At 57.6% G+C, this 24,273-nt stretch carries 23 protein-coding genes and 1 pseudogene; 16 read left to right on the forward strand and 8 right to left on the reverse strand.

Annotation, left to right across the window (positions count from 1 at the left end; all coding sequences use genetic code 11):
• Nucleotides 1–48 precede the first annotated feature (48 nt).
• Entirely contained in the window at nt 49–2,112 is a 2,064-nt protein-coding gene (locus tag PVE98_RS08630) for a prolyl oligopeptidase family serine peptidase (protein WP_096073292.1), read from the forward strand.
• Here the strand turns inward: PVE98_RS08630 and exoX are convergent.
• Together exoX and PVE98_RS08640 are read right to left on the reverse strand one after the other, a co-directional pair.
• Nucleotides 2,106–2,774, reverse strand: a complete 669-nt coding sequence (gene exoX, locus PVE98_RS08635; RefSeq protein ID WP_096073291.1) for an exodeoxyribonuclease X — start codon at nt 2,772–2,774, stop codon at nt 2,106–2,108. The genes PVE98_RS08630 and exoX overlap by 7 nt on opposite strands.
• 3 nt (nt 2,775–2,777) lie before the next feature.
• Nucleotides 2,778–3,008 carry a DNA polymerase III subunit theta gene (locus PVE98_RS08640; RefSeq protein ID WP_033746548.1) on the reverse strand — a complete coding sequence of 77 codons (231 nt, stop codon included), beginning with the start codon at nt 3,006–3,008 and terminating at the stop codon, nt 2,778–2,780.
• Between the two features lie 151 nt (nt 3,009–3,159).
• On the opposite strand from PVE98_RS08640, the gene copC reads away from it, so the two are divergent.
• The 5 genes from copC (at nt 3,160) to PVE98_RS08665 (ending at nt 7,513) form a co-directional block, all read left to right on the forward strand.
• Nucleotides 3,160–3,525 carry a copper homeostasis periplasmic binding protein CopC gene (gene copC, locus PVE98_RS08645; protein ID WP_096073290.1) on the forward strand — a complete coding sequence of 122 codons (366 nt, stop codon included), beginning with the start codon at nt 3,160–3,162 and terminating at the stop codon, nt 3,523–3,525.
• A 3-nt stretch (nt 3,526–3,528) separates the two neighbouring features.
• Nucleotides 3,529–4,404, forward strand: a complete 876-nt coding sequence (gene copD / locus PVE98_RS08650) for a copper homeostasis membrane protein CopD (protein ID WP_133158744.1) — start codon at nt 3,529–3,531, stop codon at nt 4,402–4,404.
• A 35-nt stretch (nt 4,405–4,439) separates the two neighbouring features.
• Nucleotides 4,440–4,787 carry a YebY family protein gene (locus tag PVE98_RS08655; protein WP_033746554.1) on the forward strand — a complete coding sequence of 116 codons (348 nt, stop codon included), beginning with the start codon at nt 4,440–4,442 and terminating at the stop codon, nt 4,785–4,787.
• Between the two features lie 677 nt (nt 4,788–5,464).
• Entirely contained in the window at nt 5,465–6,319 is an 855-nt protein-coding gene (locus PVE98_RS08660) for a benzoate transporter (protein WP_313619177.1), read from the forward strand.
• 336 nt (nt 6,320–6,655) lie between these two features.
• Entirely contained in the window at nt 6,656–7,513 is an 858-nt protein-coding gene (locus PVE98_RS08665) for a manganese catalase family protein (RefSeq protein WP_033746559.1), read from the forward strand.
• Nucleotides 7,514–7,745: 232 nt separating this feature from the next.
• Here PVE98_RS08665 and PVE98_RS08670 read toward each other — a convergent pair whose 3' ends face one another.
• The gene (locus PVE98_RS08670) at nt 7,746–7,952 is read right to left on the reverse strand and encodes a hypothetical protein (protein WP_033746561.1); all 207 of its coding nucleotides are present in this window, start codon (nt 7,950–7,952) and stop codon (nt 7,746–7,748) included.
• Nucleotides 7,953–8,347: 395 nt separating this feature from the next.
• On the opposite strand from PVE98_RS08670, the gene PVE98_RS08675 reads away from it, so the two are divergent.
• The gene (locus tag PVE98_RS08675) at nt 8,348–8,995 is read left to right on the forward strand and encodes a metallophosphoesterase (protein ID WP_096073288.1); all 648 of its coding nucleotides are present in this window, start codon (nt 8,348–8,350) and stop codon (nt 8,993–8,995) included.
• A 3-nt stretch (nt 8,996–8,998) separates the two neighbouring features.
• Here PVE98_RS08675 and rsmF read toward each other — a convergent pair whose 3' ends face one another.
• From rsmF to yebS, 3 genes are all read right to left on the reverse strand, one after another.
• Entirely contained in the window at nt 8,999–10,381 is a 1,383-nt protein-coding gene (gene rsmF / locus PVE98_RS08680) for a 16S rRNA (cytosine(1407)-C(5))-methyltransferase RsmF (RefSeq protein WP_244951167.1), read from the reverse strand.
• Between the two features lie 182 nt (nt 10,382–10,563).
• Entirely contained in the window at nt 10,564–13,200 is a 2,637-nt protein-coding gene (locus PVE98_RS08685; RefSeq protein ID WP_096073287.1) for a PqiB family protein, read from the reverse strand.
• Complete coding sequence (gene yebS, locus PVE98_RS08690; protein WP_096073286.1) at nt 13,169–14,413, reverse strand: membrane integrity lipid transport subunit YebS; 1,245 nt, start codon at nt 14,411–14,413, stop codon at nt 13,169–13,171. Before yebS ends, PVE98_RS08685 begins: the two co-directional genes overlap by 32 nt.
• A 233-nt stretch (nt 14,414–14,646) precedes the next feature.
• Here yebS and PVE98_RS08695 point away from each other — a divergent pair, with 233 nt between their 5' ends.
• From PVE98_RS08695 to htpX, 4 genes are all read left to right on the forward strand, one after another.
• Nucleotides 14,647–15,147: a GAF domain-containing protein gene (locus tag PVE98_RS08695; protein ID WP_096073285.1), complete on the forward strand. Its 501-nt coding sequence runs from the start codon at nt 14,647–14,649 to the stop codon at nt 15,145–15,147.
• Between the two features lie 96 nt (nt 15,148–15,243).
• Nucleotides 15,244–15,930 carry an RNA chaperone ProQ gene (gene proQ / locus PVE98_RS08700; protein ID WP_033746573.1) on the forward strand — a complete coding sequence of 229 codons (687 nt, stop codon included), beginning with the start codon at nt 15,244–15,246 and terminating at the stop codon, nt 15,928–15,930.
• Between the two features lie 19 nt (nt 15,931–15,949).
• Nucleotides 15,950–17,995, forward strand: a complete 2,046-nt coding sequence (gene prc, locus PVE98_RS08705; RefSeq protein WP_033746576.1) for a carboxy terminal-processing peptidase — start codon at nt 15,950–15,952, stop codon at nt 17,993–17,995.
• Between the two features lie 217 nt (nt 17,996–18,212).
• On the forward strand, nt 18,213–19,094 hold the full coding sequence (htpX, locus tag PVE98_RS08710; RefSeq protein WP_033746579.1) for a protease HtpX: 882 nt from the start codon (nt 18,213–18,215) through the stop codon (nt 19,092–19,094).
• A 51-nt stretch (nt 19,095–19,145) separates the two neighbouring features.
• On the opposite strand, the gene PVE98_RS08715 is transcribed toward htpX, so the two are convergent.
• A complete protein-coding gene (locus tag PVE98_RS08715; RefSeq protein WP_096073907.1) occupies nt 19,146–20,525 on the reverse strand; it encodes an MFS transporter in 1,380 nt (459 codons plus the stop codon).
• Between the two features lie 178 nt (nt 20,526–20,703).
• On the opposite strand from PVE98_RS08715, the gene kdgR reads away from it, so the two are divergent.
• The gene (gene kdgR, locus PVE98_RS08720; RefSeq protein WP_033746582.1) at nt 20,704–21,495 is read left to right on the forward strand and encodes a DNA-binding transcriptional regulator KdgR; all 792 of its coding nucleotides are present in this window, start codon (nt 20,704–20,706) and stop codon (nt 21,493–21,495) included.
• Between the two features lie 71 nt (nt 21,496–21,566).
• Here the strand turns inward: kdgR and PVE98_RS08725 are convergent, their stop codons facing one another.
• Nucleotides 21,567–21,803: a YobH family protein gene (locus PVE98_RS08725; protein WP_033746584.1), complete on the reverse strand. Its 237-nt coding sequence runs from the start codon at nt 21,801–21,803 to the stop codon at nt 21,567–21,569.
• A gap of 208 nt (nt 21,804–22,011) precedes the next feature.
• Between PVE98_RS08725 and PVE98_RS08730 the strand changes: the two genes are divergently transcribed.
• From PVE98_RS08730 to cspE, 4 genes and pseudogenes are all read left to right on the forward strand, one after another.
• A complete protein-coding gene (locus tag PVE98_RS08730; RefSeq protein WP_096073283.1) occupies nt 22,012–22,278 on the forward strand; it encodes a YebO family protein in 267 nt (88 codons plus the stop codon).
• Nucleotides 22,279–22,305: 27 nt separating this feature from the next.
• Nucleotides 22,306–23,316: an MBL fold metallo-hydrolase gene (locus PVE98_RS08735; RefSeq protein ID WP_096073282.1), complete on the forward strand. Its 1,011-nt coding sequence runs from the start codon at nt 22,306–22,308 to the stop codon at nt 23,314–23,316.
• Nucleotides 23,317–23,840: 524 nt separating this feature from the next.
• Nucleotides 23,841–23,974, forward strand: a pseudogene (locus PVE98_RS08740) (DUF2627 domain-containing protein).
• A gap of 21 nt (nt 23,975–23,995) precedes the next feature.
• Nucleotides 23,996–24,205 (forward strand): transcription antiterminator/RNA stability regulator CspE, encoded by a 210-nt coding sequence (gene cspE / locus PVE98_RS08745; protein WP_003852684.1) that lies wholly within the window; start codon nt 23,996–23,998, stop codon nt 24,203–24,205.
• Nucleotides 24,206–24,273 lie beyond the last annotated feature (68 nt).

Below are 24,273 nucleotides of genomic sequence, written 5' to 3' on the forward strand. Positions count from 1 at the left end.
GCCACCTGATGCCACCCTTAAAGGATATGAATAACAGGGAGAGAGAGCATGCAGGCCCCCATCGCAAAAAAAATTCCTCATGAAATGACCCTTCACGGCGAAACGCGCGTGGATGACTACTACTGGCTGCGCGACGACAAGCGCGAGAATGAAGAGGTGCTGGATTATCTGCGCGCCGAAAACAACTACGGCAAGCAGATCATGGCGACACAGCAGCCGCTGCAGAACCGTATTTTAAAAGAGATCGTCGATCGCCTGCCGCCGCAGGATCATTCGGTTCCCTATGTGCATAACGGCTATCGCTATCAGAGTCGTTATGAGAGCGGTAACGAATATGCCGCCTACTACCGCCAGCCTGCCGAGTGCGCCGTGACCGATGAGTGGACGCTGCTGCTGGACGCCAATCAGCGCGCCTCGCACAGCGAGTTCTACACTATGGGATCGCTCAATATCAGCCCTGACAACAAGGTGATGGCGCTGGCGGAAGATTTTCTCTCGCGGCGACAGTATGGCATTCGCTTTCGCTGCCTGGAGAAGGGGAGCTGGTATCCGGAGGTGCTGAATAACGCCTCCTCGAGCTTCGCCTGGGCGAACGATTCACGCACGCTCTACTACGTGCGCAAGCATGAACAAACGCTGTTGCCTTATCAGGTCTGGCGCCATGAGCTCGGCACGCCGCAAAGCGACGATCGGCTGGTGTATGAAGAGCAGGATGACACCTACCATCTCAGCGTGCATAAAACCACTTCCGAGCACTTTATTCTCATCGCGCTGTTCAGCACCAACAGCAGCGAGATCCAGCTCATCGACGCCGGCTTTCCCGACGCCGCGCCGCAGATATTCCTGCCGCGCCGCAAGGATCATGAATATAGTCTGGATCACTATGATCATCAGTTTTATATCCGCTCTAACCGCGAGGGGAAAAACTTCGGTCTTTACCGCACGCGCTGGCTGGACGAGTCGCGCTGGGAAACCCTAATCAAGCCGCGCGATCATGTGGTGATGGAGGATTTTCAGCTGTTCCGCGACTGGCTGGTGGTGGAGGAGCGGCAGCGCGGCCTGACCAGCCTGCGCCAGATCCACTGGGAAACCGGCGAGGTGACCGGCATCGCCTTCGACGATCCGACCTATGTCACCTGGCTGGCGTTCAACCCTTCGCCGGAAACCAGCAAGCTGCGCTACGGCTACGGCTCGATGACCACGCCGACCACGCTGTTCGAGCTCGATATGGACACCGGCGAGCGGCGCATTCTCAAGCAGAGCGCGGTTGGCAACTTCGACCCTGACAACTACAAAAGCGAGCATCACTGGATCACGGCGCGCGACGGCACCGAAGTGCCGGTATCGCTGGTCTATCACCGCAAACACTATCAGCCGGGCAAAAATCCGCTGCTGGTTTATGGCTATGGCGCCTACGGCAGCAATATGGAGGCGGACTTCAGCGTCAGCCGGCTTAGCCTGCTCGATCGCGGTTTCGTCTACGCGTTGATCAACGTGCGCGGCGGCGGCGAGCTGGGACAAAGCTGGTATGACGGCGGCCGCCTGTTTAACAAGATGAACAGCTTCACCGATTTTATCGACGTTACTCAGGCGCTGGTGAAAAAAGGTTTCGGCCAGCCTGGGCAGCTCTATGCCATGGGCGGCAGCGCAGGCGGGCTGCTAATGGGCGGGGTGATTAATATGGCGCCGGCGTTGTTCAACGGCGTGGTGGCACAGGTGCCCTTCGTCGATGTGGTCACCACGATGCTGGATGAGTCGATTCCGCTCACTACCGGCGAGTACGACGAGTGGGGCAACCCAAACGACGCCGACTATTATGGCTATATGCGTCAGTACAGCCCCTACGACAATGTCGAGGCGAAGGCCTATCCGCATATGCTGGTGACGACCGGGCTGCATGACTCGCAGGTACAGTACTGGGAGCCGGCGAAGTGGGTGGCGAAACTGCGCGCGCTGAAGACCGACAACCATCTGCTGATGCTCTGTACGGATATGGATGCCGGTCACGGCGGTAAGTCGGGGCGCTATAAATCTTATGAGGGCATCGCGCTGGAGCTGACGTTCCTGATCGCGCTGGCGCAGGGCAGCCTGCCGCCGCAGCGCGATTACTGATCGTCGCTCAGGTATTTACGCAGCGCCTGCCGCAGCGGCGGGCGCAGATCGCGCACGTTTTCCAGCACCCAGCGCAAATAGCGCGGATCTTTTCGCGCAATCGAGGCGACACTCTGGCCGCGATATTTGCCGAAGGGCAGCACGTCGCCCGTTACGCTGGCGGGCTGGCAGTGCTGCGCCATCTGCCCGGCATCCCAGCCGGAAATCTCCATAATGCGGATCAGCAGCGCGGCGGTCACGTAGCAATCGTACAGCGCGCGGTGCGCGTGCAGATCGGCGGGCGGCGTTACCTCCAGCTTAAGGCTATGGCGCAGCGCCTGGTTGCCGTACTTGATGCCGGGCCACAGCTTGCGCGCCAGCATCATGGTGCAGATCCAGTCGCCGTGCATCTCCGGCAGCATGCGGCGGTCGAAGCTGGCGTTATGGGCGACATAAAAAGGGCTGCCGTGATAGCGGCCAATCGCTTCTTCAATGGTGGGTTTGCCCACTACCATTGCTTCAGTGATGCGATGTACGGCCATCGCCTGGCGGCTTATAGGACGGTCGGGCAGGATCAGATCGCTCATCGGATTAACGATCTCTCCGTTGATCACGTCGACCGACGCCACTTCCACTACGCCGCCCTGGAGCCCGCAGGTTTCGGTATCAATTACGCGTAACATGATTTACTTCAGTTTGGGTTCGTAGGGCAGGCGCGAGAAGTTCAGCGACGCCTGGCGATAGTGCATCAGGCGCTGGCGAAACCAGTCGCGCAGCGCCGCAGGCTGCTCGTATTCAACCATTTCAGCCACGACCGGCATATTGTAGCGCTCTTTGAACGCCACGCCCGCAGCGGCCAGTTCAACGTTGACTTTATCTTTCTCTTCCTGAGAAAGCAGGGCGAGGTTTTGACTCATGGGGATCTCCTGAAGACAGGGGGCAAAAATAATGCTTATCCCGGTCTGAATCAAGGGCAAAGGATAGCATTGCTGGCCCTCGACACCTCAAAAGCCTCAGCGTATCCTTGCCCACGTTTGCCGCTAAGGCGATGGCTAAAAGGATGATCCCATGCAGAAAAGAATGATCTTGTCAGGCATTGCCGTCTCGCTGTTGTTAGTGAGCCAGGCAGCGCTGGCGCATGCCCACCTCAAATCGTCCCAGCCGGCCGCCGACGCCGCGCTTGCCGCTGCGCCGCAGGCGCTGACCCTGAGCTTTACCGAAGATATAGAGCCCGCCTTTAGCGGCGTAACGCTACTGGACGCCAGCCAAAAGCCTGTCGTGAGCGAGAAGGCACAACAGGATGCGCAGCAGCGCAGCCGCCTGATCCTGCCGCTGAAGAAGCCGCTGGCGGCGGGCGACTATCAGGTTAAGTGGCATGTGCTTTCGGTTGACGGACATAAGACCCAGGGCAGCTACCGTTTTAGCGTGAAGTAAGTCGTGACCTCGCTGTGGATCCTGCTGCGCGCGCTCCATTTCGCCAGCGTGATGCTGCTGGCGGGCAGCGCGTTTTATACTGTGCTGTTAGCGCCAGCGCGCTACCGCCGCGCGCTGGGGCGACGTCTCAACGCATTAATGCGCGGTTGCGTCTGGCTGGCGTTCGTCAGCGCATTGCTGATGCTGGCGACCCAGCTGGCGCTGATGAGCGGCGACTGGCGCAACCTCGACGACAGTGAGATCTGGCGCGCGGTGCTAAGCACGCGTTTCGGCACGGTGTGGCAGTGGGAAACAGGGCTGGCAGGCCTTACGCTGCTGGCGAGTCTGTTGAGAAACAGAGAGCGACAGCAGGCGTGGCTGATCGGCGCTTTGCTGCAGCTGGGCTGTATGGCGTTAATCGGACATGCGGCGATGCGCGAAGGGTTTACGGGCGCGCTGCAGCAGATAAACCATGCGCTGCACCTTATTGGCGCGGCCTTCTGGGCGGGCGGTTTGCTGCCGCTGCTGATCCTGATGGACGAGGCGCGGCAGATCGATCGCCGCAGCGACGCGATTCGCGCCATGATGCGCTTTTCGCGCTACGGACATCTGGCCGTCGCGGTAACTTTATGTACCGGCGTAGTGAATGGGCTGCTGATCGCCGGCTGGCCTCGCCAGTGGCACGGCAGCCTGTATAGCGAACTGTTAGTGGCTAAGGCGGTGCTGGTGGCGTTTATGGTCGCTATCGCGCTGTTCAATCGTTACGTGCTGGTGCCGCGCTTTCGCCTGGCGGGCAAGGGCGCGCAACAAAAATTTATTCGCATGACGCAGCTTGAACTGCTGCTGGCATGCGCAGTGGTTGGTCTGGTCAGCGTCTTCGCCACGCTGTCGCCAGCCTGAGTGTGACCCGTTTTGACTGAGTAAAAAGGTAGGCTATTTTGCTGAAGAAAGTGATCCCCGCAATGCTGTTGTTATCTCTCGGTGGCCAGGCGCTGGCGTCAGAAATTATTACCGTCAGCCGTTTCGAAGTAGGTAAGACGGCATGGCCCTTCAGCCGTGAAGAGGTGATGCTGAGCTGCGAGAAAGATGGCTCGCTGTTCGCTATCAACCCCAGCACGCTGATGCAGTATCCGCTCAACGATAAGGCGGAAGCGCGTGTAAAAGCAGGGCAGGTGAAGGCACAACCCATCTCCGTGATTCAGGCGGAAGATAAAGCGCACCCGGGCCAGATGATGAGCCTTCAGCCGATTATCGAGCGTACTCAGGCGCTGTGCGATAAATAATCCTGCCGAGGCGCGAGTTCTTTTCGCGCCCAATTTCGCTGATTCTGCCGTCAGGATCACAATCTGATCCTGCGGATCGCCTCTGCCCGGCCGTTCGCTGGCATTTCCACAGACGTGGGCTAACCTTAAATTGCAAGGCGTCATCGCCTGCATTAATGCCAACTTTTAGCGCACGGCTCTCAAAGAGCCATTTCCCTGGACCGAATACAGGAATCGTGTTCGGTCTTTTTTTATTGATTATTTTTTGATGCAGATTTAAATAGGCAGCCTCTACTGCACCAGCTCATTTCCGCTTCGTTTTTTCCGCCTGTGTCCCTTTACCCCGACACTATCGCTCTTCGTATTTTATAGCGTGAGCGCTTCCCTGTTTCGGGCGGCAATATAATTTTATTAGTGACAATGCCCATATGCGTCTGGCGCCGCATCGAAGAAGCGAGCGCATCATCTCCTGGACTGACAAGAGGTTGCGCAGCCTGTAATCAGGGTCTGGCGCTGTCTGGCACTAAAAAGTGGAGTAACAGGTTCTATTAAAAGTATGATTTATGTTAAGAAAAGTAAAAATTAGTGAGATTTTAACTTTTTGTGCTTGCGCGAATCTGATAACGTAGCCGGGTTCAAAATGAGATCAGGTTGCTAACTCAATGATATATGACTGCTTTTTATACTATGATGAAGACATGCTTCTGGAATTACGCCTGAATACCCTCTATGAGCACGTTGATAAATTTGTCATTGTAGAGTCGCTCTATACCTTTACCGGCAAGCGCCGCGAAAAGCTAAATTTTGATATAGAAAAGTTCGAGCCGTTTCGGGATAAAATCATTTACGTGGTTAACGACGCCGTTCCGAAAATTTATTCTCATAGCTTTTACTCTAACAGTTCGCTGGTTAAGGCTGGCGAGTCCGATCCCTGGGAAAATGAAACCATCGCGCGCAACGCCATAATGCACGGCTTAACGGGCGCTCGGGATAGCGATATTATTATGGTGTCGGATGTGGACGAGATCCCGCGGCCTGAAGCGCTCCGGCAGTTCAGCGCCGCCCATTTATGCACCACGCTTTACCAGAATTTTTATAATTTCAAATTCAACGTTCAGGTATTGAATGAGGATGGTTCACAGCGGCTATGCAGACTGCCTAAAATGACTACCTTTAAACACCTGAAAGGTTTCTTTAGGGGGCAACCAGAGCTGCTGCGCAACGTGAAGCGTAAAGGCACTCCTATTCGGGACTGCTGGTGGCGCTGGAAACTGCTTAAACTGCGTACGCGAACCATTGAAAATGCGGGCTGGCATTTTTCATGGGTAATGGACGACGCGCGGATTAGCGAAAAAATGGCAACGATTTCGCATACTGAACATAATTTGCCAAAGTTTAATAATCCCGATCATATACGACGCTGCGTCGAGCAGAACGTCGATATCTGGAATCGACCGCGTAAGATGGTGATCCGCCCGATGACGAAAGAATATATGCCTGAGTGGCTGGTGGAAAATCAACATCGCTTTGCGGACTATATTAAACCCCTTTAATCGCGCGCCGCTGTGCGGCTCGCTTTTTATTCTTTATTCGAATAAAACTATTGGTGTGGTAAGTAAAGGTCAAAATTGCAACAAGCCAAAGCTTCGCTTGTGATACGGCAAGATTGGATTTTATGACCTTATTGTTAATAAGCTTATTGCCACGGCGCCCCATTCGGGCAGCAAAGCGGCAATAATATTTTCTTTTTCTAACTTGCTAATATTCCTCAAGGCTGCGCTTTTCTGCCGCTTATATTCCCTGCCAATCTTTACGGGCGCGCTTTCATTTTTCGCCAACCTCTTCCAGGCTTGTCTGGCTTATTCTTTTCAACAAGCCAGGAGATAATTATGTTTCACCATTCTTCAAAGCTTCAATATCCAGTACGCGTCGACAAAGCAGATCCGGAATTCGCCATGCTATTGCAGCAGGCGATCGGCGGCGTGGAAGGGGAGATCCGTGTGGCGATGCAGTACTTTTTCCAGGCGATGGGCGCGCGCGGCGATGCGCGAATCCGCGATTTGCTGATCTCTACCGCAACCGAAGAGCTGGCGCATATCGAAATGCTGGCGCATGCCGTGGCGCTCAATCTGGAAGGCGCGCCGCTCTCCTATCAGGAAGCGTCGGCGAAAGATCCGGTGGTCAACGCGGTACTGGGCGGTATGAACCCACGCCACATTCTCTCGTCAGGCCTGGCGGCGCTGCCGGTCAACGCCAACGGCGTGCCTTTCGATATGAGCCATATTTACGCCTCTGGCAACGTGGCGGCGGATATGCTGGCCAACGTCACGGCGGAAGCGACAGGACGCGTACTGGCAACCCGCCTCTATAATCTCACTGAAGATACCGGCATGAAGGATTTTCTCTCCTTCCTGATCGCCCGCGACACCATGCATCAACAGCAGTGGCTTGCGGTGATTGAAGAGATGGGCGGACTTAATGCTTCGCTGCCGATACCGAACAGCTTCCCGCAAAGTGAAGAAGCCAGCGAGCATTCTTACTATGTGCTTAACACTTCGCTGGATAAACCGCTGCCGAAAGGCCGCTGGTGCGAAGGCCCGTCATTTGACGGCAAAGCGCAGTTTACCGCGAAAGAGAAACCTGAGCTGCTGGGCGATGAGCCGCTGCTGGGCCATGCTCGTCCGGGCTCGGGCGCGCAAAGCGAACAGGAGCTATCGGGCACCGTTCCGCCAGCGTTAAAACCCTAATCGCATTCTGTCCAGGGAGGGACACAGACTCTAGCGATTTGGCGTATCTGACGCCCCATCTTATGCTTGCCAAAAAATGAACTATCGCCTCAGCGGCGGCAACTGCTTTCGTGCCAGTCTAAATCAGAGCGGCGAAAAATATTTTTTTCGACGTCACCTGAAAAGCCGTTTTTAGCCCGCTGCGGCGCCAAAAATGAAAAACCCCAGCCTGCGCCGGGGTTAACTGAATCACTTATTTGGTATCCAAAACCTGCTGCAGCCAGACCAGTTCGTCATCGAAACCGGACTCGCGTAACAGCTGGAAATAGGATTGCTGAATATCTGTTGAAACCGACGCCAACAGCATGCCCAGCATTCCTTTGGTTTTACAGATTTCTAGTGCTGCGTTTTCGAGAGAATCAAGGTTAAAACTTACGTTATCAAGCGTTTCAGCGACCATTCTTATTCTCCTGACCGGAGGTAATCAGCCATCCCTCCTTTGCTGTGTGTATCTGCTCCACATCGTGGACGGGCTGAGATCTCACACTAGCGCAGTTTCGTCTGTCGGAAACATCCTGATATCTGAACAGTAATCGCCATTTGCTGGCGCTTTTACCGGCGAAGCGTACGGAAAATCTGAGTAGAGGGCAGAAAGCATCGCGTTCGGCCTGTCAGCCGACAAACAGCAGATGCACGAGGCGCGCCAGCGATTCCAGCAGCAGCAGGCTGCCAAGGAAGATAAGCACTAACACGCTGATAAATTGTTTCCGGCTATTCATCACGCCTCCCTGAAGATGTGACCGGCTATACTTTAACCCGCAATAAGTAAACCTGTTGTTAACAAGCGGAATCAAAATGCGCTACCAGTATCTCAACGGTGAAAACTGGCAAAATATCTGGATTGTCGGCGATCTGCACGGCTGTCGGCGACAGCTGGATGCACTGCTGCTGGAAAACGCGTTTGATAAGCAAAGCGATTTGCTGATCTCCGTCGGCGATTTAATCGATCGCGGGCCTGACAGTCCTGGCTGTTTAGAGCTGCTGGACGCGCCATGGTTCCGCTGCGTAAGAGGAAATCATGAAGAGATGGCGCTGCGTGCGTTACAGTGTCACGAATCGCTCAGCTGGATAATGAACGGCGGCGACTGGTTCTACAAGCTGACGGGCGCCAGGCTAATTGCGGCGCGTCATGCGCTAAGAAGGCTAGAGAGCCTGCCGCTGATTCTGCACCTGCAGCTGGCGGATCGCATCGTTGTGGTGGCGCACGCGGACTATCCAGCGGAGCGCTACGCGTGGGAACAGCCGCTGGACTGGGAGAAAGTGGTGTGGAATCGCGAACGCATCGCCCGACTGCAAACGGGCGAAGCGGGAAAAATCGCGGGCGCGGATGCTTTTTATTTCGGCCATACGCCGCTGCAGCAGCCGCTGGAATCAGGCAATCTGCACTATATCGATACCGGCGCGGTGTTCGGCAACCGGCTGACGCTGATGCAGCTGCAGTAAGACTCAGCGGAACAGGCGGCCGTCGCGCACCAGCTCGCGAGGATAGCTATTCTTAATGCGGCTGCCGACGCGTTTCGCCAGGCCAATCGGCTGCTGCTGGTAGGTCACGATCACTTCATCACGCTGCGGCGGCGTATCAGGGAAAATATCCCGGCCGCGATACCACTCCAAGGCCTCGTCGGCGCTCAGCTCGAACGCCCGTTCTGCGTCCGGCTGTGCCAGCGCAATCACCGCTTCATGCTGCCAGCGATAGCCTTTGGCAAAGGTTTCGGCCAGCTTGATGCCGATACGAGAAAAGCGAACGCTGCCGAGCAGCGGCGTAATCGCCTCGGGAAACAGCCAAATCTCTTTGTCGCGCTGCCACAGCGTCAGGTCGTCGCCCCACTGCAGGCATACCGACGTCGCAGCCTGAGCCACCTCTGCCGCCGCCTTTTTATTCAGCGGCGTAAAAGGCAGCTTGCCCAGCTTGTAGCCAGGCTGCGGCAGCGGCGGCACCGAGTCGGTTTTACGCAGGCGCGCCACGAAGAAGCCTTCGCTGTCGAAAAGCTGCGGAAAAACGTGCAGATATCCTTCCGGCGTTAACGCCTGCCCGGCACCCGCGAAAAGCGCGTCGAGCGGAACAATCTCTACCGCCTGCGGATAGCGCGCCAGCAGCCAGGCAATAACCTGCTGGTTTTCAATCTGGTTAAGGGTGCAGGTGGAATAGACCAGCGTGCCGCCCGGTTTCAGAGCATGAAACGCGCTCTCCAGCAGGTCGCGCTGGGTGGCGGCGATCGCCTCGGTGCTGCTCAGCGACCAGTTTTTCAGCGCGTCGGCATCTTTGCGGATGACGCCTTCGCCCGAGCAGGGCGCGTCCAGCAGCACGGCGTCGAAGCGCTCCGGCAGCGCCGGGCCAAAGACACGGGCGTCAAAATGGGTCAGCGCCACGTTGCTGACGCCGCAGCGGCTGACGTTGGCGTGCAGTACCTTGACGCGGCTCGAGGAAAATTCGTTAGCGAGGATGGCGCCGCGGTTTTTCATACGCGCCGCCATCTGCGTGGTTTTCGAACCCGGCGCCGCCGCCATATCCATTACCGTTTTCGCCTCAGGCGCACCATCGAACAGCGCGCTGACCGGCAGCATCGAGCTCGCTTCCTGAATGTAAAACAGGCCGCTGAGATGCTCGGCCACGCTGCCGAGCGGCAGGCTCTCGTCGTCTCGCTCAATCCAGAAGCCTTCCGCGCACCAGGGCACCGGCGCCAGCCGCCAGCCATAGTCAGCCGTCTGGGCGAGGAAATCCGCCACGCTGATTTTAAGCGTATTGATGCGGATAGAGCGGCGCAGCGGCTGCTGGCTAATGGCGATAAAGCGCTGCAGTTCAGCGTCGTCGGGCAGCGCGGCGCGCATCAGATCAAGGAAGTCAGAGGGGAAAAGGTCGGCCACGGCAGGTTCCAGGTAAGGCGTTGAGGTCAAAAAACAGGGCGGCAGTGTAGCACGAAAATGGTGGTGGGACGCTTCGCGCTGCGGTCGATAACGCCCACACATCATTTACTCAGCCGTCTGAAAGCGATTTCAGACGGCTGACGGGATTACTGCTGCGGCTCGGGGATTGCCGTGCCCCAGCTGCGCCAGTTTTTCGGCGCTTCATCCTGCAGCAGGAAGTGCTTGTCCGCGCCCGCCTGCGGCGCCAGCGGCACCGTCGGCGGGGTGGCGAACTGAATGCCGCCGCGAATAAACTGCTGGAAGGTGCCGGTTTTCACTACGCCGCCGATCAGGCCGAAATCGAGGTTATAGCCGGACGCCAGCCAGAACACCGAGTTGTTGCGCACCAGATGCTGATACTTCTTGCTGATGCGCAGCGCAATCTGCACGCGATCCGCCATATTGCCCAGCGAGGTCCCGGTGACGGTGCCCACCTCTACGCCGCGGAACAGCACCGGCGTGCCGATAGAGAGCGAGCCCGCCTCGGCGGCATCGACATAAATCGTCAGCCCATTCAGGTAGCGTGAATCGGTAATGGTGCTCTCCTGCAGCTCGAAAACTCGCGCCGGACGCCCCTTGCCGGGATCGACGTTGACGTAGGGCTGCAGCAGCGTCTCCAGATGGTTGACGCCAGCCGGAGAGATTTCAGGCGATACCACCGAGAAGTGGCTGCCGCTGCGCGCGAAATCCTGCACATACTCTGGATAGAGCACCGCCTTCGCCACCACCTGATTGTTATCCTGGCTGAGCGACAGCGACTCGACCTGACCGATATTGATGCCCAGATAACGAATCGGCATGCCTTCCGACAGCTTGCTGGCGTCATAGGTATGCAGCGTAATCTGGCTGCCGACCGCGCGCGCCGCCGTCTCGGAAGGATAGAGCGTGCGCTTGCTGCCTTTGGCGTTCGCCGCGCCGCTCATATTGTCGAAGCTGATGGCGCCGCGCAGCGCGCGGTTCAGCGGCGACGCCTGAACGGTCAGGCCGCTGCCGTTAAGCTGCACGCGCGCGCCGCCTTCCGCCCAGAACACGCTCTCGCTGGTCAGCAGCTTGCGGTACTCCGGCTTGATGTGCACGGCGATATCGAAGGCGCTGGCGCGCGGCGTAACGTCGACGATTTCGCCCACTTCATATTTGCGGTAAAGCACCACCGAACCGGCCTGCACGTCCGGCAGGCTGTTGGCGGTCAGCGTCAGCGTCGTCGAAGGGCGATCGCCGATAATGCCTTCCTCCGCCTTTTCGGCGTCGGCAAACAGCGGATAGGCGGATTTCACCGCGCCCTGGTTGCCGGGCTCCAGACGGATGCCGCCGTCGACCCATTCGCGCGCGCTGGCGCCCAGCACCTTCATGCCGTCGAGGCCGAACTTCACGTCGAGTCGGCTGTTGACGATAAACTTGCTGTCGCCGTGCACCAGGTTGCGATAGGCCGGCTCAATCGCCGCCACGAACTGAATGCCTTTCTCATTCAGCTCGCGCGAAATCACCTGGCCGATCTTCATGCCGTGCAGCATGACCGGCTGACCGGCGTCGATGCCGTAACTCTCCGGCGCGCTGAGCTTCACCGTCAGCACGTCGGGCTTCTGCAGCAGCGACTCGTTGGCGGGCAGCACGGTAAAGTGGCTTTGCGGCTCGCCGTCGCCCGGCACCAGCTCCAGCGTATTGCCGGTCAGCAGGCTGCTGAGGTTGGTATCGGTAAGACTGACTTTCGGACTGCGCATCTCAATGCGCGTGCCGCTGCGCATCAGGCTGACCACGGATGGATCGAGGGTCAGCTCGCCCGTGACTTTGCCGCCGCTCAGCAGGTTGAGTTTAGTCAGGCTGCCGACCTCCAGCCCCTGATAGATCAGCGGCGTGCGGCCCGCTTTCAGGTTGTTGCCGTCGGGCAGATCGAGCGTGACCACCACGCCTCGCTGGCTACGCGCCAGATCGGGATAGAGTTTGTAGTTATGGTCAGTTTTCGCCTGCGGCGAATCTTCCGGCGAGTCGAAGGCGATAGCGCCGTTGACCAGCGCCGCCAGGCTCTCCAGCTCCACCTTCGCGCCGCTCAGGCTGACGTCGGCGCTCAGCCCCGACACGTTCCAGAAGCGGCTGTTGGCCTTGACCAGATTATTAAAGCGGCGTTCGATCAGCACATCGATGGTGACGCCATCCGTCTTGCTGTTGATGCTGTAGTCATAGACGCGTCCCACCGGGATCTTGCGGTAGTAAACCAGCGATCCTGAGTTGAGCGCGCCGAGATCGGGCGCGTGCAGATGGATCAGTAGCTCGCCGGTATTGACGCGATACTTCGGCTGGGTATCCTGCGCGACGAAGTTTTCACGCGGCTTGCCGCTGCCCGGCATCATGCCGATATAGTTGCCGCCCACCAGCGCGTCGAGGCCCGAAACGCCCGCCAGCGACGCTTTCGGCGTCACCAGCCAGAACTGGGTGTTTTCGCGCAGCGCCTCTTTCATGTCGCTCTTGATGCTCGCCTTGATCTGAATGGTGCGGTAGTCGTCGCTCAGATTGATGCCCTGCACGGTGCCGACCTCCACGCCCTGATAGCGGATAGGCGTGCGGCCCGGCACGATGCCGTCCGCCGACTGGAAGTTAATGGTGATCACCGTGCCGCGCTCTTCATAGTTGGTCCAGAGCAGCCAGCCGGCGATCAGCATGGCGATGATCGGCAGAAGCCAGAATGGAGAAACCTTACGTTTGCTGCGCAGCGTCGCGTTAGTCGATGTAGTCGGCGTTTCCTGTTGCATGTGCATCCCAAAGCAGGCGGCTGTCGAGCCACTCAACGGCCATAATGGTCAGGATCACCGCCGCGCCGAAGTAAAACGCGGCGGGTCCCATGGTAAAAGCCAGCAGCTGATCGCGATTGACCAGCGACATGGTTAATGAAATCACAAAGAGATCCAGCATCGACCAGCGGCCGACCCAGGTCACGACCCGCAGCAGGCGAATGCGGGTTTTCAGCCCCTGTTCGCAGCGGAAGTGAATACTGAGCAGCAGCGTCAGCATCACCAGTACCTTGGTGAAAGGCACCAGAATACTGGCGATAAACACCACCGCCGCAACCGGAATATTGCCGGAAGCCAGGCCGAGGATGCCGGAAAAGATGGTGTCTTCGCGCCGCGAACCGTTCAGGTAGACCACAGAAATCGGTAACAGGTTGGCGGGGATCAGCAGCACGATCGAGGCGATCAGCGCCGCCCAGGATTTTTGCAGGCTGTGGCGACGCCGGAAGTCGAGCGGCGTATGGCAGCGCGGACAGCGGCCACGCGCGTCCGGCTCACCGGTATTGTGGCAGTTAAGGCAGACCTGCAGCCTGTCGCGTGCGGTCGTATTCTGCTTCTGCGGATAGAAATGTTCCCACAGCTGCTCGACGTTAAGGTGGATCAGGGTCAGCAGGCTCAGCAGCGTCAGCGTCAGGTAGGCGGCCAGCCCGTAGCCGACCTCCAGCGAGGCGTAGTCCTGCACCTTAATCGACGCCACCGCGATGCCCACCAGATAGATGTCGAGCATTACCCACTCTTTAACCTTCTCCAGCATCAGCAGCACTGGACGCAGGTTCATTCCCAGCCGATGACCCAGAGTAAGATAGCCGATGCCAGCTACCAGCGCGACCGGCGCACCGATGGTGCAGAACGCCACCATCGAGGCAGTCAGCACGTTGCCCTGTTCCGCCATCTGAATTACGCCGCCCAGCAGGCTGGCGTTAATGCGCATGCCGAGCAGGCGAATATCCACCAGCGGCAGGGTAAAGGCGATAGGCATCAGCACCATAATCATCGCGGCCATGACCGTCAGCCGCGTCATCGACCAGTCGCGCCCGCTGATAATTTGCGCATGGCAGCGTGGACAATAGGCAGACTGATGCGATTTCACATCCGGTAAGGAAAAAAGGGTATCGCATTGCGGACAACGCTGATAACGTGCGTGGGGCAATGGCTGGCTGATAGCGTGAATTTTCATAGGGTGATGCAGGTTTCGCCCAGATATTTGTCGCTGTGACCGGATGCGGTCGTGGGGCAAAAAAACGTTTTTACGTTTCCGGCATCCCCGCAAGGGGCCCACGTTTCGATCCACAAAAATCTAAGGTTATAGCAACTAACGCTATGATTCACCTTGTGGCGGTGGATATTTAGTGCTTATTTTAACGGGCGGTTAATTAAAGCCGCTCTGTTGTTAATGTTAATGGTTAAACAATGAACAAAACTGCCTTTTACGATGATTTGAATCGCGACATGCGCGCATTGCTCGCAGGGGAGAGATCGTTCCTCGCCGCAATGGGCAATTTCAGCGCGCTGCTGTATGAACGCCTCGAGGGCGTCAACTGGGCGGGCTTCTACCTGCTGACGGAAGCCGACACGCTGGTGCTGGGGCCTTTTCAGGGCAAAATCGCCTGCGTGCGCATCCCGGTAGGCAAAGGCGTCTGCGGCACGGCGATGGCGCAGGATAAAGTGCAGCGCGTCGGCGACGTGCACGCCTTTCCTGGCCATATCGCCTGCGACGCCGCCAGCAACGCCGAGATCGTGATTCCTCTGAAAGTAAACGGCGCGCTGGTAGGCGTTCTGGATATCGACAGCACGGTGTTCAATCGCTTCGACAGCGAGGATGAGACAGGGCTGGTTGCACTGACTGATGGGCTTTGCGACGTGCTGGCGGACAGCGATATCGAAATATTTTTGCAGCTGACGCGTAGCTAATCGACTGGATCGCATGGTATTTGGCAATGTTGTCATTATAATGTCGCCTGTTCATGCCTGCTCTGGTCGGCAAATCCGTTGTAATCAGGAAATTTCATGGAAAATCAACCTAAGTTGAATAGCAGTAAAGAAGTGATCGCCTTTCTGGCGGAACGTTTTCCAAACTGCTTTAGCGCCGAAGGTGAGGCGCGTCCGCTCAAAATCGGCATCTTTCAGGATCTGGTCGAGCGCGTTCAGGGCGAAATGGGTCTGAGCAAGACTCAGCTGCGTTCGGCGCTGCGTCTCTATACCTCCAGCTGGCGTTATCTCTACGGCATCAAAGCCGGCGCGACGCGCGTCGATCTCGACGGCAACGCCTGCGGCGTGCTCGACGAGCAGCACGTGCAGCATGCGCGCCAGCAGTTGGAAGAGGCGAAAGCGCGCGTTCAGGCGCAGCGCGAGCAGCAGAAAGCCGCGAAGCGCGAAGCAGGCGAAGAGGGCGCAGAACCCCGTCGTCCGCGTCGTCCGGCCGCACGCAAGCCAGCAGAAGGCGAAGCGCCGCGTAAAGCGCGTCCTCAGTCGCCTCGTCCGGCCGCTCAGGATCGCAAACCGGCTCCGCGCCCTGCAGCGCAGGCGAAACCCATCACCGATACCTCAACTTTGCAACCTGGCCAGAATATCAAAGTCAAAGCAGGCAAAAGTGCGATGGACGCGACCGTTCTTGAAGTGTCAAAAGACGGCGTTCGGGTACAGCTCGCTTCCGGCATGGCAATGATTGTGCGCGCAGAACACTTGCAGTTCTGAAACGGAGGCTGACCCCGGCATGAACACCCTGTTAAAAATCGGTATGATTGCGGGCCTGCTACTGGCAGGCCCTTCATTTGGCGCTGAGAATATTACCCGCGCCGATCAGATCCCCCAGCTTCACGAAGATCCGCAGGATCCCACCGTCAGCGAACGGGTGACCTCCCGCTTTACCCGCTCACACTATCGCCAGTTCGATCTCGACCAGGCGTTTTCAGCGAAAATTTTCGACCGCTACCTCAATCTGCTCGACTACAACCACAACGTGTTGCTGGCGTCGGATGTGGCGCAGTTCGCCGATAAAAAAACCACGCTTGGCGATGAGCTGCGCAGCGGCAAGCTGGACGTGTTTTACGATCTCTACAATCTGGCGCAGAAACGCCGTTTCGAGCGCTACCAGTACGCGCTCGACGTGCTGAACCGCCCGATGAACTTTAGCGGCAACGACACCATCGATATCGACCGCGCCAAAGCGCCCTGGCCGAAAGATCAGGCGGAACTGAACGCGCTATGGGACGCCAAGGTCAAATATGACCAGCTCAGCCTTAAGCTGGCGGGCAAAGACGAAAAAGAGATCCGCGATGTGCTGACCAAGCGCTACAACTTCGCGATCCGTCGTCTGGCGCAGAGCAACAGCGAAGATGTGTTCCAGCTGGCGATGACCGCGTTTGCGCATGAAATCGACCCGCACACCAACTACCTGTCGCCGCGCAACACCGAACAGTTCAACACCGAAATGAGCCTGTCGCTGGAAGGCATCGGCGCGGTGCTGCAAATGGATGACGACTACACGGTGATCAACTCGATGGTCGCAGGCGGTCCGGCGGCGAAGAGCAAAGCGATCAGCGTCGGCGACCGCATTGTCGGCGTCGGTCAGCCGGGCAAGCCGATGGAAGATGTGATCGGCTGGCGTCTCGACGACGTGGTAGCCAAAATCAAGGGGCCGAAAGGTAGCAAAGTGCGTCTTGAAGTGCTGCCGGCGGGCAAAGGCACCAAAACCCGCACCGTGACCCTGACGCGCGAGAAGATCCGCCTTGAAGACCGCGCGGTGAAGATGAGCGTGCACAACGTCGGCAAACAGAAAGTCGGCGTGCTGGATATTCCGGGCTTCTATGTCGGTCTGACCGATGACGTGAAGGTGCAGCTGCAAAAACTGCAGAAGCAGAACGTCGACAGCGTGGTGATCGATCTGCGCACCAACGGCGGCGGCGCGCTGACCGAAGCGGTTTCGCTTTCCGGTCTGTTTATCCCCAGCGGTCCGGTCGTGCAGGTGCGCGACAACAACGGTCGCGTGCGTGAAGACAGCGACAACGACGGCGTCGTCTACTACAAAGGCCCGCTGGTGGTGCTGGTGGACCGCTTCAGCGCTTCGGCGTCGGAAATCTTCGCGGCGGCGATGCAGGATTACGGTCGCGCGCTGATCGTCGGGGAACCGACCTTCGGCAAAGGCACCGTGCAGCAGTATCGCTCCCTGAACCGTATCTACGATCAGATGTTGCGTCCGGAGTGGCCTGCGCTCGGTTCCGTGCAGTACACCATCCAGAAGTTCTACCGCATCAACGGCGGCAGCACCCAGCGTAAAGGCGTCACGCCGGATCTGCTGATGCCGACCGGCGTAGAAGCGGCGGAAACCGGCGAGAAGTTCGAAGATAACGCGCTGCCGTGGGACAGCATCAACGCGGCGACCTACACCAAAACCGGCGACGTCAAGCCGCTGGTAGCGCAGCTGACCAAACAGCATGAAGCGCGTATCGCCGAGGATCGCGAGTTCCAGTACATCATGAAAGATATCGCCCGCTTCAATGCGATGAAGGACAAGCGCAATATCGTGTCGCTCAATCTCGCCCAGCGCGAAAAAGAGAACCACGAAGAGGATGCGCTGCGTCTGGAGCGGATTAACGCGCGCTATCAGGCGGAAGGCAAAAAGCCGCTGAAGAGCCTGGACGATCTGCCGAAAGATTATAAAGAGCCCGATCCTTATCTCGACGAGACGGTAAGAATCGCCAACGATCTGGCGCAGCTGGATAAGTCCCAGCCCGCGTCAACAGCCCCCGCCGCGCAGTAAGCGCCGGGGAGTGAAAAGCACCGCGAGGCGGTGCTTTTTTTGCCTGCAAGCCGGCAACCACCCGCGCAAACCTGGCCGTGCAGCGAAAGCGTGACTAAATGTAAAGTTATGTCTTTTTAGGCACTTAAAGCTTAAGGTCGCTTGAAATGCGCTGCGATGACCCTAGGATAAGGATCCGCGCAGTCAGCGCATGAACAACTGAGGAAGATTAACTTTTATGATGCGTATTGCTCTTTTCCTGGTGACCAACTTAGCTGTGATGTTGGTCTTTGGGCTGATCCTCAGCCTGACAGGGATCCAGTCAAGCAGTGTTCAGGGCCTGATGATCATGGCAGGCCTGTTTGGCTTTGGCGGTGCGTTTGTTTCACTGCTGATGTCGAAGTGGATGGCGTTGCGTTCGGTCGGCGGTGAAGTGATTGAACAACCCCGGAATGAAACGGAACGCTGGCTGATGCAGACCGTTGGGCGTCAGGCGCAGCAGGCGGGCATCGCGATGCCGCAGGTCGCTATCTACCATGCGCCCGACATCAACGCCTTCGCCACCGGCGCGCGCCGCGACGCCTCGCTGGTCGCCGTTTCTACCGGACTGTTGCAGAACATGAGCCGCGACGAAGCGGAAGCGGTGCTGGCGCATGAGATCGCGCATATCGCCAACGGCGACATGGTGACCATGACGCTGATTCAGGGCATCGTGAACACCTTCGTCATCTTTATCTCGCGCATTATCGCGCAGGTGGCGTCGGGCTTTCTCTCCGGCAACCGCGACGGCGAAGAGAGCAGCAACGGCAATCCGCTGGTCTACTTTGCCGTGGCGACGGTGCTGGAGCTGGTGTTCGGTATTCTGGCCAGCATCATCACCATGTGGTTCTCGCGCCACCGCGAATTCCACGCCGACGCCGGTTCTGCGAAGCTGGTAGGGCGCGAGAAGATGATCGCCGCGCTGCAGCGTCTGAAAACCAGCTACGAACCGCAGGAGCCGAGCAGCATGATGGCGTTCTGCATCAACGGCAAAAATAAGTCGCTGAGCGAGCTCTTTATGTCGCACCCGCCGCTGGATAAGCGTATTGAAGCGCTGCGCAGCGGTCAGTATCTGAAGTAACCGCTCAGGCGATAAAAAGGCGACTCCCCGGAGTCGCCTTTTTTATGGCCGTCACTGCGCCGCGGCGCGTTTCTGCGACAGGCGCGACAGGCTGAAGAGCGCGGCGACGCTGGAGAAGAGTCCGGCGAGGATCAGTGAAGCGTGCGTGCCGCCCTGATCGAACAGGGTGAACATCAGCGCCACCAGCGCTGCGCCGCTGCTCTGACCCAGCAGACGCGCCGTGCCCAGCATGCCGCTGGCGCCGCCGCTGCGGTTGCGCGGGGCGGAAGAGATAATGGTGTGGTTGTTGGGCGACTGGAACAGGCCGAAACCGGCGCCGCACAGCGCCATGCGCCAGATAATATCCCAGTCCTGCGGTTGCGCGGGCAACAGCGCCAGCAGAAACAATCCCGCCGCGAACAGCGCCAGGCCGATGCCGCCAAGCAGCCCGGCGTGAATATGCTCAATCAGGCGTCCGGCAATCGGCGCCAGCACCATCGTCGCCAGCGGCCAGGGCGTCAGCAGCAGGCCGGTTGCGACCTCGTCGCGTCCCAGCACGTTCTGCAGGAAAAAGGGCAGCGACACCATCGCCAGCATCTGTGCGCAGAAAGAGCAAATGGAGGTGCAGACAGAGAGGCTGAACAGCGGAATGCGCAGTAGATCCACCGGCAGCAGCGGCACCGCCAGACGCTGCTGTCGACGCACGAAGAACCAGCCGAGCACCGCCAGCACCACCACTTCAGCCAGCGCCAGCGCCCGGCTGCCGCCCTGGGCGAAACCGGTCAGCGCATAGATGAGAAGGCCGAAAAACAGCGCGTTCATCAGCGCGCTCGGCACGTCGAACTTCTGCGCCTTCGCTTTCTGGCTGTTCTCCGGCAGGAAGCGCAGCGCCAGCCACAGCGCAATCACGCCGAGCGGCACGTTAATCAGGAACAGCCACTTCCAGCTGGCGAACGACAGAATCGCCGCCGCCACCGTCGGCCCGGCAGCGCTGGAGACCGCCACCACCAGCGAATTGATCGCCATGCCGCGCCCCAGGTGACGCTGCGGATAGATAATGCGGATCAGCGCGGTGTTGACGCTCATCAGCGCCGCGCCGCCAAAGCCCTGCAGCACGCGCGCCAGCGTCAGCATCGACAGCGACGAGGAAAGGGCACAAAAGGCTGAGGTGAGGATAAACAGGCCGAGCCCGACCTGATAGACCCGACGATAGCCGAGCATATCGCCAAGAAAAGAGAGCGACAGCAGCGAGGCGACGATAGCGATTTGATAGGCATTAACGATCCAGACCGACTGCGCCGGGCTGGCGTGCAGGTCGCGTGCGATGGTCGGCAGCGCCACGTTGGCGATAGCGCCATCCAGCACCGCCATCATAATACCCAGCGCAATGGTAAAAATAGCGCCGTACCGCTGCGGAGCGGGCAGGCCATCCTGAAAAGGTGTCGGGGACATAGAGAGAAAAATAAAGTGGGTGAATATCACCATGCTAATGAATCTGCTGCTGAAACGCACCGTCTTTAACGCAAAAAGCGGGGTTAAAGTATGTCGTGCGGTGACAGGTGAGGGTTTGGCGCGCTATATTGGTCACCTGTTCCGATTTTATTAAAACAATTTTAAAAAAGGGTTCGCGATGGCCGCCAGTGAAAACGATAAACAACCCGATGCCGTATCCTCCGTTATGAAGGTGTTCGGCATTCTGCAGGCGCTGGGCGAAGAGCGCGATCACGGCATTACCGAGCTGGCGCAGCGCGTGATGATGTCGAAGAGCACCGTTTACCGCTTCCTGCAGACCATGAAGACGCTGGGTTATGTAACGCAGGAAGGCGAGAGCGAAAAGTACTCTCTGACGCTGAAGCTGTTCGAGCTGGGCGCAAAGGCGTTGCAGAACGTCGATCTTATTCGCAGCGCAGACGTGCAGATGCGCGAGCTTTCACGACTGACCAAAGAGACGATTCACCTCGGGGCGCTGGAAGAGGACAGCATCGTCTATATCCATAAAATCGACTCGCTCTATAATTTGCGTATGTATTCGCGCATCGGACGGCGCAATCCGCTGCACACCACGGCGATCGGCAAAGTGCTGCTCGCATGGCGCGACCGCGCCGAGGTGAATGAGATCCTCAAAGAGGTAGAATTCAAACGCAGCACCGCCAACACCATCGTCACGCGCGAAGCACTGATCGAGGTGCTGGATCAAGTGAAGGCGCAGGGCTTCGGCGAAGATAACGAGGAGCAGGAAGAGGGATTACGCTGTATCGCCGTGCCGGTTTTTGACCGCTTCGGCGTGGTTATCGCCGGTCTGAGCATCTCTTTCCCGACCATCCGCTTCTCGGAAGAGGCGAAAAGCGACTATGTCGCCATGCTGCACCGTGCGGCGCGGGCGCTCTCAGCCGAGATGGGCTATCACCACTACGATTTCTGATAAAAAAGCGGGCAAACGCCCGCTTGACCTTTTAATGAATAGTCAGTGCGGCTCAGTTGGCCGCGTGCCGCTTAATTGTCGATCACCTCTCCGCTCTTCTTCAGCAGCGGGCAGTCACTCACGCCGATAACGCCGCTGTCGGTATGCAGATACTGGGCGGTAATCAGACCGCGCGCGGTCAGGTAGTTGCACTGCAGGCCAAGACCCGCTGCGTTTTTAGCGCTGCCGGTCAGCACGCCATAGCCGGTAAACAGCATGGCGACCCAGATAACGGCGAGCAGAACGATCGCCCGAATAAAGAGTTTCATTTTTTCTCCTTGTGATACATAACGCAGCTGTCCACCTTGTGCTGCCGACCGTAATATTAACAGCTTGCCTCGCTTTGTCTGCCGAAGCGATCGGAGATTGCTGAAAGCGAGGCGTCAGGGAATTCTGCATTCAGGCGCATAGCCTGGTCAGCCGCGTGCGCAGCAGGTAGAATCGACGCCATCGATATTTTCCGTTTTTGAGGCAGTTATGAACGAATTAGCCGCAACCACCGATCCGCTGTTCAGCTATGGCGTACTGGCGGTCACTATCATTGTGGCGTTTATCGCCTGGTTTTTCGTTAACCGGGCCAGCGTGCGCGCCAGCGAACAGATCCAGCTGCTGAGCCAGCTGCTGGAAGAGCAGAAAAAACAGAACGCGCTGCTGCGTCGCCTGGTGGAAAGCCAGCGCGGGGAGCAGGAAAAGCCGGAGACGGAAGAGCCGCGCGAATTTATCCGCATGATCCCGGAACGCTAAGGTTCCTTAGCCCGGCAAGGAGGCGACATGCCCTGGCAAAACCCCTGGTACGACGCCAGCAAAACGCACCACACCCCTGAAGGCTTTCGCAATCTCGAACCGGATCTGCGCCAGCCAGGCGATCTCGATCGCTGGCGTAAAGAGCGCAAAGCGGCAGGAGTGCCATTCCCGCCGCAGGCGGGCTATGAGCAGTTCAGGATGCGCTGGTGGCAGCCCGCCGATCTCGCTGGTGCGGACGATCGCGTCTGGTGGTTAGGCCATGCGGCGATGCTGCTGCGCCTGAATCAGCGCTATCTGCTGATCGATCCGGCACTCTCGACGCGCGCTTCGCCGCTGCCCTTTGCCGGACCGAAACGTAAAACCCCGCCGCCGCTGCGCATTCAGGATCTGCCGCGCCTCGACTATGTGCTGATTTCCCATAATCACTACGATCATCTCGACTCCGCCACCATCAGGCGCATTCTCCGCCGCTTCCCTGAGGTCCTCTTTCTGGTGCCGCTGGGGCTGGAAGGCTGGTTTAAACGGCGCGGCGCGCGCCACGTGCGCCAGCTCGACTGGTGGCAGAGCCGGCAGGAAGCGGATCTGACCCTGACCGCCGTGCCGGCGCGTCACTGGAGCATGCGCACGCCCTACGATCGCAACCGCTCGCTGTGGTGCGGCTGGGTGGTGCGCAGCAAGACGCTTAATTTCTGGTTTTCCGGCGACAGCGGTTTTTCTGACCATCTGGCGGAGATCCCGCGCCGGCTCGGCCCTTTTAATCTGGCGGCTTTACCGGTTGGCGCCTATGCACCGAAATGGTTCATGCAGAGTAGCCATATGGATCCCGATCATGCGGTTTCATTATGGCGGCTAACGGGTGAGCCGCTAACCTTACCGATCCACTGGGGCGTGTTCGAACTGGCTGACGAATCGCTGGATGAGCCTCCGGCGGAATTAATGCGCGCCATTCAGCGCAGCGGAGAGGATAATGGCCGCTTTGCGCCGTGGAGAATAGGGGAGGGCCGCAGTCTGGCGAATATAAACCAGGATAATTCCTAAATAACGACGCTTATCCCCAGGCGGGTATTGGGTTTTAAGAGAACAATTATTCAGGATCAAAGAATAAATGGTAATAAGAAATAAGTGTTGCTCTGCTTTTAATTGGGGCAACGGCTGTTTTTATTTTCCTGATTTTGGTGCAAAAGCATTTATTATCTGCGCCAGCAAAAATGAGAGCCCGCTATCGTTAAAGACAAAAACAGCGGCGCATTTTAGTTTTACGGTTTCGCTTAAGAAAAACGAATGCCATAATACTGCAATAATCTATCTGTAAATTAATTCGTTACGGTGAACAAGGTTGGATGAAGACGCGGTTATCCGCTAAAGTTATTCGCATCTTCGACGGGTTGATGGATATCGCTTTTTCGGCTACAAGCTGGGCAAGTTATGTACCAAAATGAACAAAGCGTGTCGCTGCTTTGCAAATTTTGTGCGGCGCGTCCATGGTCGATTAAAAATGCCTTGCCATTAATTTGCGGATATGTGATAACAATTCGTGGGTCAAACGAGGTACAGTTCTGTTTATGTATGGCATCTTCAGTAAAGAAGTTACGAGTAAAAACGTTGACGTTGAATACCGCTTCCTTGCCGAACCTTATTAGTGCCTCATTCAGTAACGTCTCTGGTTTCTCTGTAGGTCTGCCTTCGGGCAAAATAAACACTCTAAGGAATTTGCAAAATGGCAAAGATTAAAGGTCAGGTTAAGTGGTTCAACGAGTCTAAAGGTTTTGGTTTTATTACTCCTGCTGACGGTAGCAAAGATGTGTTCGTACACTTCTCCGCTATCCAGGGCAACGGTTTCAAAACCCTGGCTGAAGGCCAAAGCGTTGAGTTCGAAATTCAGGACGGCCAGAAAGGCCCGGCTGCTGTCAACGTAACCGCTATCTGATTTCGTGCCAGCTCGGTGCCATGCACCACTGAAAACGAATCCTGTAAAGCCCTGGTCATCTGACCGGG

The organism is Pantoea sp. GABEPS69 (genome assembly GCF_045780835.1).
Lineage (GTDB): Bacteria > Pseudomonadota > Gammaproteobacteria > Enterobacterales > Enterobacteriaceae > Pantoea > Pantoea septica.